The organism is Streptomyces sp. NBC_00212, assembly GCF_045206365.1.
GTDB lineage: Bacteria > Actinomycetota > Actinomycetes > Streptomycetales > Streptomycetaceae > Streptomyces.
Genome location: NZ_CP108115.1, coordinates 4,622,480 through 4,638,965, shown reverse-complemented (window position 1 = coordinate 4,638,965; position 16,486 = coordinate 4,622,480). Strand labels below are relative to the sequence as shown.

The 16,486-nt window shown below is 69.1% G+C and carries 14 protein-coding genes and 2 pseudogenes; 5 read left to right on the top strand and 11 right to left on the bottom strand.

Annotated elements, in window-relative coordinates; genetic code table 11:
* Positions 1 to 492 precede the first annotated feature (492 nt).
* Complete coding sequence (locus OHA17_RS21295; protein ID WP_406507922.1) at positions 493 to 831, top strand: helix-turn-helix domain-containing protein; 339 nt, start codon at positions 493 to 495, stop codon at positions 829 to 831.
* Between the two features lie 514 nt (positions 832 to 1,345).
* Here OHA17_RS21295 and OHA17_RS21290 read toward each other — a convergent pair.
* The gene (locus tag OHA17_RS21290; RefSeq protein ID WP_406507921.1) at positions 1,346 to 1,621 is read right to left on the bottom strand and encodes an isoamylase early set domain-containing protein; all 276 of its coding nucleotides are present in this window, start codon (positions 1,619 to 1,621) and stop codon (positions 1,346 to 1,348) included.
* 203 nt (positions 1,622 to 1,824) lie between these two features.
* Between OHA17_RS21290 and OHA17_RS21285 the strand changes: the two genes are divergently transcribed.
* Positions 1,825 to 2,025, top strand: coding sequence for a hypothetical protein (locus OHA17_RS21285; protein WP_406510948.1), 201 nt, complete (start codon positions 1,825 to 1,827; stop codon positions 2,023 to 2,025).
* A 209-nt stretch (positions 2,026 to 2,234) separates the two neighbouring features.
* Here OHA17_RS21285 and OHA17_RS21280 read toward each other — a convergent pair.
* Positions 2,235 to 2,453, bottom strand: a pseudogene (locus OHA17_RS21280) (transposase); the annotation flags it as partial.
* A 244-nt stretch (positions 2,454 to 2,697) separates the two neighbouring features.
* Between OHA17_RS21280 and OHA17_RS21275 the strand changes: the two are divergent.
* Positions 2,698 to 3,414, top strand: coding sequence for a GAF and ANTAR domain-containing protein (locus OHA17_RS21275; protein ID WP_406507920.1), 717 nt, complete (start codon positions 2,698 to 2,700; stop codon positions 3,412 to 3,414).
* A 206-nt stretch (positions 3,415 to 3,620) separates the two neighbouring features.
* Here the strand turns inward: OHA17_RS21275 and OHA17_RS21270 are convergent, their stop codons facing one another.
* Complete coding sequence (locus tag OHA17_RS21270; RefSeq protein WP_406507919.1) at positions 3,621 to 3,749, bottom strand: hypothetical protein; 129 nt, start codon at positions 3,747 to 3,749, stop codon at positions 3,621 to 3,623.
* A 2,743-nt stretch (positions 3,750 to 6,492) separates the two neighbouring features.
* Between OHA17_RS21270 and OHA17_RS21265 the strand changes: the two genes are divergently transcribed.
* Positions 6,493 to 7,689, top strand: a complete 1,197-nt coding sequence (locus tag OHA17_RS21265; protein WP_406507918.1) for a Cmx/CmrA family chloramphenicol efflux MFS transporter — start codon at positions 6,493 to 6,495, stop codon at positions 7,687 to 7,689.
* A 218-nt stretch (positions 7,690 to 7,907) separates the two neighbouring features.
* Here the strand turns inward: OHA17_RS21265 and OHA17_RS21260 are convergent, their stop codons facing one another.
* The 3 genes and pseudogenes from OHA17_RS21260 to OHA17_RS21250 form a co-directional block, all read right to left on the bottom strand.
* The gene (locus OHA17_RS21260) at positions 7,908 to 8,111 is read right to left on the bottom strand and encodes a 3-deoxy-7-phosphoheptulonate synthase (protein ID WP_406507917.1); all 204 of its coding nucleotides are present in this window, start codon (positions 8,109 to 8,111) and stop codon (positions 7,908 to 7,910) included.
* 76 nt (positions 8,112 to 8,187) lie between these two features.
* Positions 8,188 to 10,002, bottom strand: a pseudogene (locus tag OHA17_RS21255) (chorismate-binding protein); the annotation flags it as partial.
* Between the two features lie 56 nt (positions 10,003 to 10,058).
* A complete protein-coding gene (locus OHA17_RS21250; RefSeq protein WP_406507916.1) occupies positions 10,059 to 11,240 on the bottom strand; it encodes an MBL fold metallo-hydrolase in 1,182 nt (393 codons plus the stop codon).
* A 101-nt stretch (positions 11,241 to 11,341) separates the two neighbouring features.
* On the opposite strand from OHA17_RS21250, the gene OHA17_RS21245 reads away from it, so the two are divergent.
* Complete coding sequence (locus tag OHA17_RS21245; protein ID WP_406507915.1) at positions 11,342 to 11,860, top strand: hypothetical protein; 519 nt, start codon at positions 11,342 to 11,344, stop codon at positions 11,858 to 11,860.
* A 405-nt stretch (positions 11,861 to 12,265) separates the two neighbouring features.
* Here OHA17_RS21245 and OHA17_RS21240 read toward each other — a convergent pair whose 3' ends face one another.
* From OHA17_RS21240 to OHA17_RS21220, 5 genes are all read right to left on the bottom strand, one after another.
* Entirely contained in the window at positions 12,266 to 12,691 is a 426-nt protein-coding gene (locus tag OHA17_RS21240) for a hypothetical protein (RefSeq protein WP_406507914.1), read from the bottom strand.
* Positions 12,688 to 14,187 (bottom strand): hypothetical protein, encoded by a 1,500-nt coding sequence (locus OHA17_RS21235; protein ID WP_406507913.1) that lies wholly within the window; start codon positions 14,185 to 14,187, stop codon positions 12,688 to 12,690. Before OHA17_RS21235 ends, OHA17_RS21240 begins: the two co-directional genes overlap by 4 nt.
* Entirely contained in the window at positions 14,184 to 14,939 is a 756-nt protein-coding gene (locus tag OHA17_RS21230) for an ABC transporter ATP-binding protein (protein ID WP_406507912.1), read from the bottom strand. The genes OHA17_RS21235 and OHA17_RS21230 overlap by 4 nt, the downstream gene beginning before the upstream one ends.
* 153 nt (positions 14,940 to 15,092) lie before the next feature.
* Positions 15,093 to 16,028 (bottom strand): hypothetical protein, encoded by a 936-nt coding sequence (locus OHA17_RS21225; RefSeq protein ID WP_406507911.1) that lies wholly within the window; start codon positions 16,026 to 16,028, stop codon positions 15,093 to 15,095.
* Positions 16,025 to 16,468, bottom strand: a complete 444-nt coding sequence (locus tag OHA17_RS21220) for a BlaI/MecI/CopY family transcriptional regulator (RefSeq protein WP_406507910.1) — start codon at positions 16,466 to 16,468, stop codon at positions 16,025 to 16,027. The genes OHA17_RS21225 and OHA17_RS21220 overlap by 4 nt, the downstream gene beginning before the upstream one ends.
* Positions 16,469 to 16,486 lie beyond the last annotated feature (18 nt).

Genomic DNA, 16,486 nt, shown 5'->3' with positions numbered 1-16,486 from the left:
GTACCTGCAAGTGCAGTTCGCAGTACCCAGCAGTGAAGTCAGTGAGCAGCACTTCGGTGAAGGCGTCGGCTGCGGGCGCGCGCACCGGGAAGTTCGGCAGTGGGGTTCCAAGCCAGAGCAGATGCAGGACGGGCGACGGGGCTGGCTGCCGAAGAGTGGCGCTGTCGCAGGCCACAGAGCAGTTGGCATCACCAGCAGTACGCAGTCCCCCCGTTGGGTAAGCAGTTGATCACCGAGGGAAGAACGGAGGAGCCGAGCGCCATCAGGATCGCCTGGGCGGACGTCTGAGCCCAGGTACCGCAGGACATCGATAGTGAGGTGGTCTCCGGTCAAGCAACCGCGATCCCCGCACCTCGGCCCGCGTATCGGGCGGCAGTGCGGACACAGTAGGCCGGCGCAGGACTAGGGTCGGCAGATGGTGTAGTAGTTCCTTCGGGGCCCTGGTGCCGTACGGCACCAGGGCCCCTCCACGCGTTCCACAGAGAGGTGCAAATGACAGCAGACGACTCGTTCGACCGTCTCAACGACGACGACTACCCCGCCTACACCATGGGCCGCGCCGCCGAAATGCTCGGCACCACCCAGAGCTTCCTCCGGGCCATCGGCGAAGCACGCCTCATCACCCCGCTCCGCTCCGAAGGCGGCCACCGCCGCTACTCCCGCTACCAGCTGCGCATCGCCGCCCGCGCCCGCGAACTCGTCGACCAAGGCACCCCCATCGAGGCCGCCTGCCGCATCATCATCCTCGAAGACCAACTCGAAGAAGCCCAGCGCATCAACGCCGAATACCGCCGCACCGCCGAATCATCCGGTCCCTCGGCCGCAGGGTGACGACTACATCTGCGAGGCAACGGTCCGGCGGGCCGGGACCTCCCCTGGTGGAGCGCCCGAGGCCGTGTGCCGCACCTGGGCCATGCTCGACGCCTCCGAGGGACTCGCGTCGGTCAGACCGATGGGGCGGCCCGCCTCATGATCAAGCGGCTGGAACCCCGCCGGTCCCTCGCCCCTGCAGGCGCGCTGCTGGAACGCGCGAAGGGTGAGCGGGTGGCCCGGGTGTTGCAGGCCAGATACTCGGCACGGCCGACGTCGATCGCGAACGCAATGCCCTCCGGCGAGTCGTAGTGGTGGTTGTCCACCAGGTGCTCCTCCATGGCCTCGCGCCGGTCCCGGTCGTACGGAACGTCACCTGATACTCGGTGCCCTCGGAGACCTCGCCAAGGTGCCGGTGCGCCGTCTCGATGGGCCCGGTCACCTGATCAGGGGCCGTCACTCACCTCCCCGCCCTGGGAGTGTGTGGGGCGGGGGCACCCGGCGCGGGCGTTGCCAGGTCACGCCGCTGGTTCCATCAGGTGTGCAGACGGCAGTTGGGGCCGTCCTGATCGCCGGCGCTCTCGTCGTTGAACCAGTAGTCACCGGCGGCCAGGTACCGGAAGGAATGCGTGCTCTCGCTCGGCAGCTCGACCGTGACGGCCCGCTTCCCGTCTTTGCGCGGCCGCAGGGTGTGGGCACCGGGCTGCCAGTCGTTGAAGTCGCCCACCACGCTGACCGGGCCGGGCGGGGTGTCGGCGGGCAGGACGAAGGTGACCTCCGTGCGGTCCTTGCGCAGCGTGCGCTCCAGCATGAGACGAGCTCCTGACAGTAGGCGGGGGGGGATCCCGCCCATCCTCGGAACTGAACGGCCGGCCCGCCTTCCGACGCCGCCACATCGGGGACGGGCGTCACCCGTGTGCCTCGCCTCGTTGTCGAAATGATGCAGCCCGTAACTGTGCATGGCAGCGTCGTCCGAGAGGAATCCGTACCCACGCATCAAGAGGAGTCGCTGTCATGGGCGGTACGCAGGACAAGCGTCCGGAGCCGGGCAAGGGCCGCGAAGCGCAGGAGCACCATCGCCCCGGCGACCCCGCGCACTCCCAGCCCGGCAAGTCGTCCCGCGAGCAGGGACAGAAGCAGGGCCAGAAGGAGACCTCGCGCCGCCGCGAGGACGACCTGCTGCGCGAAGAGGACCTGCACGACGAGCCGCTCTGACCAGAGCACCACTCACTACACGCCCAGAGCCCGGCCGGCCCGCAGTCACCCCGGCCGGGCTCTGTTGCGTCCCGCCCGACGCCTGACCCCAGGTGCTCCAGAGCACGGGGCACAACGCACCAGAGGATCCTCAGGATCGGGCTGCCGGGTCGGCGGCGCCGTCCTCGGGTTCGGGTGTGGTGGCGATGAGGATCTGAGTGGCTTGGGTGATAGAGCACCGGCTGCCCGTGCGTCACCAGCAGGGCGAGCAGCAGCACGGCCCCTCCAGTATTAATGTCCACGGCCCAGGTAACTTCGTCGGCGAGGGCGAGCACCTGCGCCATCGCGGTCAGCAGTTCCTGCTCGTCGTTGGACACCCGTCGCGACAGCAGCTGCTGCCCCTCCTGGTCGATCACGACTACGTGATGGTGGCCCTTACCGATGTCCACCCCGGCCCATGCCTGCAACGTCGCCTCCGAACGACTCGTCTGATGCGTTCCCGCAGACGACCTCGCCAGCTCATCCCTACGCAGCGATGCATTCGCAATTCTCAATCAGCGGCCGAGTCGTCGCGGAGCGCCGGGCGGCCAATCGTCCGCAGCCATGATCGGCAGATGACTGAAAGCCATACCCGGCGCTCCTGGGCCCCAGAACCCTACGACTGGCCCGAGCGACCCACGAAAGAAGGTAGGGATGAATGAGCGACTCCTGGCCAAGACCTTCGTCGAGCTGGCGGACACCCTGGTCGCCGACTTCGACCTGATCGACTTCCTGCGCCTGCTCACCGACCGCTGCGTCGGGATGCTCGGCGCGAGCGCCGCCGGCGTGCTGCTCGCGGACCGCGACGGCGAACTCCGGGTCATGGCCGCCTCCGACGAACAAGTACGCCTCCTGGAACTCTTCCAGCTCCAGAACGACGAGGGCCCCTGCCTGGAGTGCTTCCGCACGGGCACACCGGTGGCCGTCCCCGATCTCCGTACGGAGACCGACCGCTGGCCGCACTTCACCGAGCAGGCCGGGCGCCACGGGTTCGGGGCGGTCCAGGCCCTGCCGATGCGGCTGCGGGACGAAGTCGTCGGCGCCCTCAACCTCTTCCGCACCGCCCCCGGCCCCTTCGAGCCGGTCAGCACCTCCATCGCCCAGGCCCTGGCCGACGTCGCCACCATCAGCCTCCTGCAGCAGCGCTCCGTCCACCGCAGCACCGTCCTCAACGAGCAACTACAGACCGCCCTCAACAGCCGCGTACTCATCGAACAGGCCAAGGGCAAACTCGCCGAACGCCACAGCATCGACATGGAACAGGCATTCACCGCGCTGCGCGGCTACGCCCGCTCCCACAACCGCCGCCTGTCCGACCTCGCCCACGCCTTCGTCACCGACTCCGAACCCCTCACCGGCCTGGGCACCTGATCAGGCGGCCGGTCTAGCCGTAGTGAAACGGCCCACCGGGCACGGAGCCGGACCCAGGTGATCACGACGCCCGTCGGCCACCCCGTCCGGTGACTATGCCGATCCCCCATCGCCGATTCTGTCGGCGCCGACGTCCTGACACCCCGGGCCTGGCCCCGGCGGCGGCACCGATGCCACCCGGACCGCGGCCCCCGCGACGTGCCGCCTCACCAACTGCGGCAACAACCCCACAGCCCGCCGCACACCAGCAGCGTCACGGCACCCGCGATCACCCCTTCGACCCGGCCGAGCACGATGTCGACGACGAGCAGGACGGAGCCGGTGAGGGCCGGCATCAGGACACCCAATCCACGCCATGGCCGGGCCTCCGGGTCGGAAGGGGCGTTCCTGGATTCCGCGGGGTCCGTGCGAAGCGGGGAAGAGGATGCCCGGCCCGAACGTTCCGGAGCGGCATGGCCCTACGCCGTACCCGCCAGTCAACTCCGGCCGACATTGCGCGTCAACGCCCATGTGGCGCTGCGGAGTTCAGGGCCCGGGAGTGGGGCCGCCGGGGCGAACGGAGTCTCGACGAGAGTGGTGGCGGAGGGCGGATCCGGCTCGGACCTCGGCCGGATGCGGTCCTCCCACCAGGACAGGCCCATGACCGTCTGGAGAAGTCCACCGGCGGCGGGCACGGCAACCCGGCGCCCCGCCTCGACCTGCAATCCGCCGCGGCTGGGGCGAGGCTGGTCAGCACCGGCCCGGCGGCCTCGCCCAGACCAAAGCCCGCGCCGAGCGGGCAGCCGCAGTCTGACCCCGCCCCGGCGCTTCGCGCCGGGGAACGCTCTCCAACGACCTGCCCGGAGTCACTTCGCCGCGGCGGGAAACTGCGGCCGGTCCGTCTTCAGGCGCTCCAGCGTCCGGGAACGCGACAACCTGAGCTGCCGGTTCTCCTCCGCAAGCTGACGATTCCCCTCAGCCAACCTCTCAGCGCAGTCCTGAGCCGCCAACAGCCGTTCCGTCAGGGCGAGCCGCCACCCCGGCATCTCTCCGTCATAGGTGTGTCCCACATAGAAAACTTGCCCGCCCGCCCGTCGGGCCAGCTACCGCCTTCTCCACCGATGCACCGTTCATCCAGGTGCCGCCCACATGCCCCCACCCTGCAGTCGCGATTCGGGGGTCGACTCCCCCCGGCCCGTCCTACGATTCGAACAGGAAGGGGCGAGTCCCCGCGCCGACGCCGACCGGCATGGCCGACCGCCGCCTCCCAAACCCTCAGACCCTGGGCCGCCCAGCTGCCACAGCCCTCTCACGGACGGCCGGAGCCGCTCATGCGCCGACACACGGCGACTCCGGCGCTTCGTCCTCCCGGGCGTTTCGAGCCGGGGTCAACTCCCGCCGACCCCGGGCGCCGGTGAGGACGAAGAACGCGAGGACCTCGATGGAGGGGAGACAACGGGGTCCTCGCGCCGCAGTCGCCGCCCGGCGCCGACGTCATCCCGGCGGCGACTGTTCTCCCCGGGCCGCTACCCCCGCTCATCGGGGGGTTTCGACGTCCTCCCGCAAAGGCCGACGGCAGCTCACGGAGACCTGTTACGCCTGTTCCCTCCCAACCAGCACCCCGCTGAGAGATGCCCGCGGCGCGAGCAACGCCGACAGGTCCGCATCCACTACAAACCGTTCCATCAGGACACCGGCCCGCCAATGGTCAGCCTCACGGAACGCCACCATGATCTCCGCGATGGCCTTCACCTGGGCAACAGAGGGCGAAGCCTCCACAAGGCCCCTCTCAACGACGCTGAAACCCGGACTGATCCCGCCCCAAGTGTCCTCGCCCCGCCCCGACAAAGCGCCACTTAGGCGCGACCCACCCACCATCCAGACCGCCGTCCGCCGCGACTCGCCCCCCACAAGGACCCCGCGCTGTCACGCTCACTACGTGCATCACGACATCCGACGCGGGCAAGGCGGGACCACGCTGCGGGGAAGGCGCCCCGTACCCGAGGATCCTTGCTCCCGCAACGGGCGTCCCCCGACCACGCACTCGGGTACACACCATGCGGCTGCTCAGCAAGGTCATGGCGTCCAGCAGATCGCGCTCGGCAACTCGTGCCCCCGCCGTGCCCTCCAGACCGGAAAACCCCGGTCAACAGCGGTGCAACCCGACCCGCACCAGGGCCACCAGATCCCATGCTTTCGCAGGCCAGACACCACACCAGCCCCAGAGAACCCGTTGATTCCCAAACTTAGAGCGCGGGTTCGATTCCCGTCACTCGCTCCATAACGAAACCCCAGGTCGGCGACCTGGGGTTTGTTTTTGTCTAGACCAATTTCGGGGCGCGTGCCATTCGCGTACGTCGACAGACACGCCGCTGCGCCGGACCAGCGGAGCGCCGGTCCGGCGCAGCGGTGGTCACGCCTCATGGGTGACGGGAGCGCCGGCGGTGTCTCGTGCGCGCGGAACGAATGGGCGGACGGTCGCCCCTTCACCCTCCACCTGCTCGGAAGCGTCCGCTTCCGCCCGCTGGCGGCGGGCCTGATCCGAGAAGGCGGGTCGGGTTCCTGAGTGGCTTCCGGAGACCGGTTGGGAGAAGTCCGGGGCGAGGAGGCTGGGAGAAGGGCTTGGTCGTAAGGACAGGCCCCACGCGCCGGACCTGCCGCACAGGCACCGCGCCGGTTCGCCCCGCCCCGGAGACTGTCCCACCCCCCTCAACTCCCAGTCGCGATAAACCCGGTGGACGGCGGTGGCCCGGTCTTACTAGGGTGGGGCGCATGTCCAGTCCCGAGGCGTCAAGACGCTAGCCACCGGTCGTCCGGTGGCTTCTTGTTGTGTCGCGCTGAAGCACCGCCTCCGCTGAGGCCGTGCGTGCTTTCGCCGCACCCGCCACCTGATCGCCGTCGTACGGACTGCCCTTTCCCCGGATTCCGCTTCGCCGTCACCACTTCGTGGTGACGCTCGCGACGTCGTCTCCGGGTTCCTTCACGCGGTGATCCCCCGCGCGCCCGCCCTGGTCGACTCCTTGTGGCGTCCAGTTCCGGTGCCGTCGCGGCCCGCTGCGTCCTCGTCATCCAACCGCGACGTGGTTGTGGAGTTCTGTCGTGCCAATTGCCATCTACATGCTCGGACTTGCGGTCTTCGCCCAGGGGACGTCCGAGTTCATGCTGTCCGGCCTGGTGCCGGACATCGCCAGTGATCTGAATGTGTCCATCCCGGCCACCGGAGCCCTGACCTCGGCCTTCGCCGTGGGGATGATCGTCGGAGCGCCACTGATGGCGATCCTCAGCCTGCGGTGGTCCAGGCGACGAGCCCTGCTCGCCTTCCTGATCGCCTTCATGGTCGTCCATGTCGTCGGAGCGGTCACCACCAACTTCGACGTTCTGCTCGTGAGCCGTGTCGTCGGAGCGCTGGCCAACGCCGGATTCCTCGCCGTCGGTCTCGCGACGGCGACCAGCATGGTCGAGCCCAACGCCAAGGGACGGGCCATCTCCGTGCTCCTCAGCGGTGTCACCATCGCCTGTGTCGCCGGGGTGCCCGCAGGCGCCGTGCTGGGTCAGCTGTGGGGCTGGCGCTCCGCGTTCTGGGCCGTGGCCCTCGTCTGCGTACCCGTCATCTTCGCGATCGTCCGATCGGTGCCGGGGCCCGCGCCGGCGGTGTCGTCCGCACCGGACGAGCTCGCGCCCAGCGCGCGCCGCGAACTGCGTTCCCTGCGTAACCCGCGGCTGCTCGTCACGCTGGCCCTGGGCGCCCTGGTGAACGCCGCGACGTTCTGCACATTCACCTACCTGGCTCCCGTTGTCACCAACATCAGTGGTTTCAGCGAGAGCTGGGTGCCCGCCGTGCTGGCGCTCTTCGGGCTCGGGTCGTTCGCGGGCGTGACCATCGGAGGCCGCATGTCGGACGCACGGCCCATGCGGCTCCTCGTTCCCGGGGGTCTCGCCCTGCTCGTCGGCTGGACGCTGTTCACGGCCACCGCGGGCAACATGGTGGCGGCGTTCCTGCTCGTCTTCGTCCAGGGGACGCTGTCGTTCGCCGTCGGATCGACCCTCATCACCCAGGCGCTGTACGCGGCGACCGAAGCCCCGTCCCTGGGCGGGTCGTTCGCGACCGCGGCCCTCAACGTGGGAGCGGCCCTCGGCCCCTCCATCGGCGGCATCACCATCGGAGCCGGCTTCGGCTACCGCTCTCCGCTGTGGGTGAGTGCCCTGCTGGTCGCGCTGGCGTTCATCACGGCAGGACTGGCCCAGGTGGTGCGGCGGGCCAGGGTGAGCCCCGCGGAGAAGGTGTTCGTCTCCTAGCGCCCGCGCAGTCCGCCCGCTTCCTCCGTCCGCCCCCGGGACGCCTCTTCCGGGGGCGGACCTCGTCCGCGTACGGGCACAGGGAAATGCCGCGTCCGCATGGGGGCCGGACGCGGCATCTCTTCGTCTGCCGAGGATCGGTCGGTCTCCGGAAGATCCGTCCCAAGGGGGGCGGTCTCCGGGGGATCGGTCTACCGAGGAGTTACGGGGCTTCGCGGCTACAGGAGAGCGACAAAGCGGGAGATCACCTCGGCCGACTGCTCGGGGTTCAGCCGGGGGTCGCAGCTGGAGCGGTAGTCGGTGAAGTCCATGTCGTCCACGTGCGCGGGAAGGCACTCGGTCACCGGGTCGGGGGTGAGTTCGAGATGCAGGCCCGCGGGCCACTGACGCAGGGACCGCAGCACCCGCACGAAGGAGGTCACCTCCTGAAGGACCGAGCGAGAACCAGCCGAGCGAGCCCGCGTACACACCACGCGGCCCGCTCTCCAGCCGGTCGATGATCTCCATCGTGCGCTTCTTGGGCGCACCGGTCATGGACCCGCCGGGAAACGCGGCCCGTACGCAGCCGACGGCGCTCGTCCCGGGGCGCAACGTGCCCCGGATGGTAGAGACGAGCTGGTGGACCGGGGCGTACGTCTCCACGTCGAACAGCCGGGGCACATGGACGGAGCCGACCTCGCACACCGTGTTGAGGTCGTTGCGCAGCAGGTCGACGATCATCAGGTTCTCTGCGCGGTCCTTCTCCCGGGTGGCGAGGTCCTGGCGCAGTGCCTCGTCCTCCTCCCGGGTGCCGCCGCGCGGCCGGGTGCCCTTGATGGGCTTGGACTCCACACCGCCGTCGGCGTCGATGGTCAGGAACCGCTCCGGGGAGGCGCTGAGCACCGCCATGCCCGGGAATTCGAGCAGGGCTCCATAGGGCACGGGGCTGATCCGGCGCAGTGCGGAGTAGAGCGGCAGCGGGGCGGCGTCCGTGGGTACGGAGACCATGTTGGTCAGGCAGATCTCGTACGATTCGCCGTTCTTGATCTCCGTCAGGCATTCGTCGATGCGCTTGAGGTACGCGTCCTTGTCGTGCCGGACGGTCGTGTCGCTGCCGAATCCGAGGCCGCTGAGGAGCAGAGGGGCGGTGTCCGCCTGGGCGCTGCGGGCGGCGAGCCGGTTCAGCCGCCCAGCGGTGTCGTCCAGCCAGGCATCGGCTTGCCGGCCGTGGTCGCGCGGCGCCAGGCAGAGTACGTACGTCCGCTGCTCCCGGTGATCCAGGACGATCATCCGGTCCACGAACACCAGGGCCGCGTCCGGGTGGTCGGAGCGGTACACGGCCTCGCCGGTCGTCTCGGCCTTCAGCTCGTACCCCAGGTAGCCGACGTAGCCGAGGTTGAACTCGAAGGGCAGGCCGTCCGGTACCGGGACGGAACGCCGGCCGAGCTGTTCTTCCAGGTAGGAGAAGAACCGGCCGTGGATCTCGGTGTGCGCCCCGTCGGAGCCGCGGACGGTCACGGTCTCGTCGGCGACGCTGTAGGTGAGGTACTCGCCCAGCGGGCCGTCCGCGCTGCCGAGGAAGGAGAATCGGGAGAGCCCGTCGACGACGGAGCTGCTGTCCAGCCAGAAGGACGAGCCGGAGCCGGCGAAGAAGGTGTCGTAGACCCTTTCGGCGGCGGGCAGTTCACCGATCTCGCGGACGTGCACCTGGTAGGGGTACAGCTCGTCGCCAGCGGGCGGCTGCGGGGTGGCGCGGCGCGCGGAGGCGAGGGCGAGGTCCCGGAAGTTGGCCAGGATTTCCCTGCCGCCCTCGCTGCCGATGGACTCGGGGTGGAACTGCACGCCCCAGAGGGGCTTTTCGCGGTGGCGCAGCCCCATGACGACGCCGTCGTCGGTCCAGGCGACCGCCTCCAGCTCCGCCGGCAGGTCGGCGACGGCCAGGGAGTGGTAGCGCACCACGGACAGCGGCGACGGGAGACCCTTGAACAGTCCGGTACCGGTGTGCCGGATCTGGGACAGCCGTCCGTGCATCGGGCTCGGCGCCAAGTCCACGCTCGCGCCGAAGAGTTGGGCGATGCCCTGGTGGCCGAGGCAGACGCCGAGGACGGGCAGCCCGCTCTCCTCGATGGCGCGCCGGCTGATGCCGAAGTCGCGGGAGCGGTCCGGGCGGCCGGGACCTGGCGAGACGACGACGGCGTCGAAGTCGTCGACGCGGATCCGCGACCACTCGTCGTCGTTGCGGACGACGACCGGCGGGCGGCCGTTCACTTCGCCGATGAGCTGGAACAGGTTGTAGGTGAAGGAGTCGTAGTTGTCGATCAGGAGGGTTCGCATGGTGACCGGCACCTTCTCGGTGAGGGGTATCGGGGCAGACGGCGCGGGTGCGTCCTTCACAGACGCAGGGTCTCCCTGAGGTACAGACGCTTGGCGGTTCGGCCCTTGCTCTGCGCGTAGGCGACCAGCGCGTCGCTGTCGACGATGGCAGGGTGGCTCTCGTCGTAGTCGATGGCCATCAGACTGCCGAGCCAGCTCTCCAGGCCCATCGCGTAGATGTAGACCTCGGTGGGGTCCAGGGCGTCGACGATCTCTTTGCCCTGCTCGAAGTTGGACCCGTTCAGCCGTCGGCTCTGGTCGGTGCGCCGGTCCAGCGGTTCACCGAACAGCGGCCCGTAGATCCAGCTGGCGGCGGCTCCGATGCTCTCCATGCCGATGAAGACGGTGTCCACCGTGCCGATGTGCTCGACGACCTTCTCGTACATCGTGGGGGCGATGTTGGTGGAGTCCGCGGCGAACAGGACGGACCGCTCGCCGAAGCGCAGCAGCCAGCCGGCCTTGGTACGGATCCGCAGATCGCCGTGTTCACCGAGGAACGGCAGCGCGGTGACTTCGGCGGAGCCGCAGGGCAGGGTGTCCAGGTCGTCGAGTTCGACCACCCGCGGGAAACCCAGGGTCCTGAGGATCCGGCCGAGGCCGGGGTCGACCAGGCTCGCGTTCGTCGACCTGGGGACGAGGACCGTGCCGACCCGGTGGCGGAGCCTGAGCAGGGTCTCGAACAGCATGTGGTCCTGGTGGTTGTGCGTGATGAGGAGGTAGTCGATCCGGTCGGGCACGTCCGCGTAGGTGAACCGGCCTTCGGCGCCGCCCGGGTAGCCGCTGTGGCTGAGGACCGGGTCGACAAGGAAGGTGGTGCCCTGGTACCGGGCGAACACCGCGGCATGGCCGACGTACTCGATGACGTCGCCGTCCGGCGCCGGCGCGGGCGGCGGGGTCGGTTCGAAGTAGGAGCGGAACAGCTCGGCACGCTCTCCCGTAAGCCCCAACTGTGCGGCTATGTACGTCAGTTCGCGCTCACCCAGACCACCGCCGAAGATCTGGTCGAGCAGCGGCGAAGCCAGGGGTACGTCGACGACCAGTTGGTCCGGCGTGTATTCGAGGACCGGTGTAGTCAGGGCGAACTCGCGTGCGTCCCGGGTGACTTCGCCGAACCGGATCTGCTGGAGGGACTCGTCGTAGTAGTCCGAGGCGTACATCAGTGGTTCGATGATCGGGTCGCTGTCGGGGGCGGTGCGCACCCGCTCCAGCCAGTCGGCCGGAACAGTCCCTGGAGTCCGGCCGGCCGACGGACGGCACCAGCACCTTCAAGGGATCGCGGCGCTGGACCCTGCTGACGCTGGTGTTCGCCCTGCGCCCCGCGCTGCTCAGCGCGCCGATCGCCTACCGGCAGGTGGCCGACCAGCTCGGCGTACCGGTCGGGACCCGCGTGCCGATGACCGAGGTGGCTCAGGCGGTACTGACCGTGCGGCGGGGCAAGGGCATGGTGATCGAGGGTGCCGGACCCGACGGACGATCGGCGGGCAGCGTGTTCCTCAGCCCTGAGCTCACCCCGGCCCAGGCGCGGAGCCTGCGGACACGCCGTGCCCCGGTCAACGAGTTCCCCGACGGCTCGACCCGGATCAGCGCGAGCTGGCTGATCAGGAACGCGGGCTTCGCCCTGGGCAGCCGGGTCGTGGACGGAATACGTATCTCGTCACAGCAGTACACCCTGGTCGCCGAGGGCGATGCGACCGCGGGCGGCTTCGCCGACGCCATAGGCGTGGTACTTCGCCGCACTCTGGAGCGCACGGGAGTCCGCCTGACCCCGGAGATCGACTTCCTCGGCGAGTGGCAGACACCGGCGTATGACGTGCCCTGAGGGACGAGGCGTACCCGCGCTTCGCTCGGGACGAGGGGGTCCGTCTCCGGAGTGCCCTCCAGACCGGATAACCCCGGTCAACAACGGTGCGAACTCGGGCCGCCCCAGGTTCCATCGAAGCTCCCATTTCGCAGGTCAGACAACACACCAGCCCCGCAGAACCCGTTAACGAACCCGGGCGGGGCCGTCCAGTCGTTGGCCCGGAACGCGGTCGAAGGGAGCGGCCGCGGTGTGGCGTTGTCGTACGAGGCCGCGGAGGCCGGCGTGGCTGCGAGAACCAGGGCGGCTCCAACGGCTGCGAAGGCAACGGCACGCGAGGCTGAGAATGGCATGATAAATCTGCCTTTTCCAGGGTGTCTGATCGTCTGGCCACGGCGCCCGCGCCGGGCACCACGCCAGTGTCGGTCAGGGGGTCGGAGTGGATTGCATCTGCTTGGCTCGGTCGACGCTGCAGACCTGCATCCCGAAGAGCCGGAGCCGCCACATGGTCGTCGTCTTCGGGGAGGTCTTGACGGTGTCGGCGTTGGGCAGGCCCTTCTCGTCCTGGGCGACGTTGTTGAGCGCGTAGGCCTTGCCCTCGGGCGTGGTGAAGATGATGGCGAAGCCGCTGTAGGGCGTCTTGACGCAGGACACCGACCCCCTCTGAGGCTTGATCGGCCAGGCGTCGCCGAGCTGGTCGGCGCTGATGGACTGCGGGTTGCGCGTAGCCGGCGGCCACTTCACGACGGCGTCGCGCTCCTGTGAACAGCCGGTCAGCAGCAGGAGGGCGGTCAGTCCCACGGCCGCTGTCGTCGCAGTGCGGGTCCTGGTCGAGCCGGGCGCAGTGATCATGATTTTTCCGCTGCCTTCCGTGCCGCGCGGACGATACCAACTGTGAAAAGGGCTGTCGCCGCGACGCTGAGCGGGAGAGTCAGGCTCATGCGATGCATGTCGAGGTAGTTGGCCCAGGAGTAGGGAATGAGCAGCCACATCGTCTGCTGCATGGTGGTGCCGCCGACGAGGACCCCGAACAGGATGCCGATGATCCCCACCACCAGGGCGGCCGACTGGGAGACACGGATGCTCAGCCAGAGAGTGAACGACGTGAGCATCGCCGCAACCACCGCACCAGTGAGCGCGAGGGGCCAGGCATGGCCCACCGGGATCCCCGCCACGAGGTAGACGAAGGCGATGACGACCGACATGGCAGCCGCGATACCGACAGCGATACCGGTGAGCGCCAGAGCAGGCCTGGCCGTTCCCGTGGTGCGGCAGGCAATGGCCCGCCACCCCTGACCGGCGGCGCTCCACGCGATCAGGCTGAGCGCGAGCGTACCGACGGGAAGGACCAGCAGGGTGAAGAGCTGGATGCTGGTGTCCGGGTCGTGCCAGGAAAGCCACAAGGCGATCAGACCGATCGTGACGGGGCACAACCAGATCAACGCGGTCCCGCGCAGGACACCAGCCACAGCGGCCAGGACGCGGGGAGCGTCTGCCTGGGCGTACGCGAACGTGCCGTCTGCCCCTGCCTCCTTGGGCGTGAGCAGGCCGGGTCGAGGCGACGCCCGGTGCTTGGCACCCGCTGGGGACGGCAGACGCAGGCGCGGCAGGAGCAGGAAGGGCACGGCCAGCAGTGCGCCGAGGAGGGTGGACGGCCACGGAGAAGCGTGGGCGAGCGCGGCATGGGCTTCCAGCGCGACGCCGTTGGCGTGCGTGCCGATCACCGGCAGCGCGCCGCGAGTGAGCCAGGTGAACGGAAGAACGGCCCAGGACGAGGACTCCGCGTTCACGACGCCCAGCAACGTCCAGACGAGACCCACGCCGAGCACCGCCGACCAAGGGATCTGTCGGGCCAGCCACAGCATCAGTGCCAGCAGGCCCAGTTGTGAGACCCAGGGCACCACGACAGCCTCGATCGCGCGCCCCATGGGGACACGTTGCGCGCTGGACGCCAAGCCCAGGATCAGCAGCGGCGTGCCTGCGCCCAGGAGGTTGAGCAGCAGTGACCGGGTGGCCAGAACGGTGAACCGGCTGAACTGACGGTGGCGCGGCTTGACGGGCCGGTACCAGGTGCCGCCGCCGCGGGCTGCGGTGTCAATGCGGGTGGCTGTGGCCGCCAGCAGCACAGTCAGCACGGGCCCGACGAACATCGCCCAAAGGTTCTGGTACCCGAGGACGTCCTCCCAGGTCTTCCCCGGACCAGTCGAGACGAACATCGCCGTGCTGACGAGCGCGAACGCCAGTCCCCCCAAGGGGAGGTAGGACACCGTGCTGCGCCGCCAGGCGCCGAACTCGGCCCGTAGAACCGCCGGCAGACCGGGCACGGGCACGGTGGCCGCACCGCTCATGACGCCACCGCCCCGGCCCCGTGGGTGGCACCGGTCAGCTGGAAGTAGGCGCGTTCCAGGTCGCCGTCCGGCGCAAGCTCGGCAAGGGGCCCCTGGTAGCGCAGGCGGCCCGCCGAGATCAGGCCGATGTCGTCGGCGACGGAGGCCACTTCACCGAGCAGGTGGCTGGAGAGCACGACCGTGCGGCCGGTGTCCGTGAAGCGGCGCAGCATCGTACGCAACGCGGCGATGCCTTCCGGATCCAGGCCGTTCTGCGGCTCGTCGAGGATGAGCACGTCCGGATCACCCAGCATCGCGATCGCCAGGGCCAGACGGCCCTTCATCCCCGTGGAGAAACTCCGGGTCTTCTTACGGTCCGATGCGTCCAGTTCCACCTCGGCCAGGACACGGTTCACTTCGGATGCCGGCATGCCGAGCAGGTGTGCGTGGACCATCAGGTTCTGCTTGGCGGACAAATGGCCGTAAAAACTTGGGCCGTTGATGCTCGCTCCGATGCGGGACAGGGCCTGTCGGCTCCATGGGCTGCCGAACAGCCGCACTTCTCCGGCAGTGGGCTCCGACAGCCCCAGAATCAGCTTCAGAGTGGTGGACTTGCCGGCGCCGTTGGGCCCCAGCAGGCCGTAGACGCTGCCGGGCCGCACGGCGAGGTCGACCGAGTCGACGGCGGTCGCGCGACGGAACGCCTTGGACAGGCCCCGGGTCTCGATGACCGGCGTGTCCTCGGTGTTCCGATCGGGAGATGGCGAATACATCAACATCCTTCCTGCTACAGCGTGTAGCAAATCAGTCTGCTATGCACTGTAGCAATTGCGGGCGCGCGGATCCGCTCCGCGCGCATCTTGCTATGGCGTTCGGTCTTCTCGTTCAGTTGAAGATGTCCATCGCCCCGCCCGACACGGGGCGGGTCAGAGCAGGATCGCCACAGTGACCGTGGCAGCGGCCGTCACCGCGCGTACCGACCACGCCCACCAGGGCGCGATCGTCCGGGGCGGACAAGCCAATGCCCGTGCCCGGTGGGCGAGTTCTATCCCCGGGTCGAGGAAGCGGGTGCTGCCGCCCCCCGCCGCGCCACCCTGGCCACCCGGCCGGACCCTGGCGTCGATCTGCGCACACAGCGCCTTGGCCACGGCGGCGGCCCCCTCGGCCTCCCGAGCGTCCTGATCGGCCCAGAGTTCAGCTGCGAGCCGCATTTCCGCCAGCACCGACTTGCGCCCGGGGATCCACCACCACGAACGCAGAGCGCAGGTCGCAAGAAAGATCCACAGGGGGTGGCGCGCGCGGGAGTGCGCACGCTCATGCTCGATGATCGCGGGCGCCTCCGCAGACGCGGCCACCGCCGAACTCAGGACGATCCTGGGGCGCAGCAAGCCGACGGTACTCGCCAGATTCCGGGCCGCCTCCCCTTGGGCGTGCGCTACCCAGACGTCACCGCACTGCTGAGGCGCCAGCAGTGCCACGGCGCGTTCCGTCCGCACGACCTGCACCACTCCGATGGTGAACGACACCACCAGCGACACCAGCGGTGCCGCGGACGCGGCGAACATCAGCTGTGTCCCGAGAGCCGACAGCACGTGCCGCCCGTCAACTCCCGTGATTCCGCTGCTGATACCCCACGCCATCGGTGCCCGCCACGGCAGTGCCTCGCGCAACGGGCTGTCGGGCAGATAGGGAACCGCCACCGCCAGGAGGGGAGTCATGGCGGCGGCGACAGCGAGAACGAACCGCTCCCTGGCCGGAAGACGAACCGAAAGCCTGCGAAGTAAGTGCCACAGCCCGATGGCGACCACGGGGCACCACCAGGCCAGCACCACCTGCGGATAGCCCAGCCAGCTCGTGCTCACTCGTCCGTCTCCGGCACCCGCCCGGCTTCCTCCCCATCGGTCGGCGAATCGGCGATGCCCGCCAGCAGCGCGCGCACCTGTGCGAGCTGGTCGGCATCGCCGCTCACCGTCCGCACGAAGTTGGCAACGGCCAGGTCGCCGAACCCGTCCATCACCCGCCGCACCTGCTCGGCCGCCACGCTCTGCTCGACCTCGCGACGGGTCTGCTCAGGCCAGTAGACGTAATGCCGGCCCTCTTTCTCCCGCGCCAGCAGTCCCTTCACCACCAGACGCTCCATCACCGTCTTCACCGTGGTGTACGCCTGCCCGCCGTCGAGCCGCTGGACGCATGCGGCTACGTCCATCCTGCCCCTGGCCCACATGACGTCCAGAATGGCAAGCTCCAGCGGCCCGAAGTGACCTTCCAGGCCTTGGCGTTGAGTCTTTCGCCAAGATGACATGCTACAGAGGATAGCAGT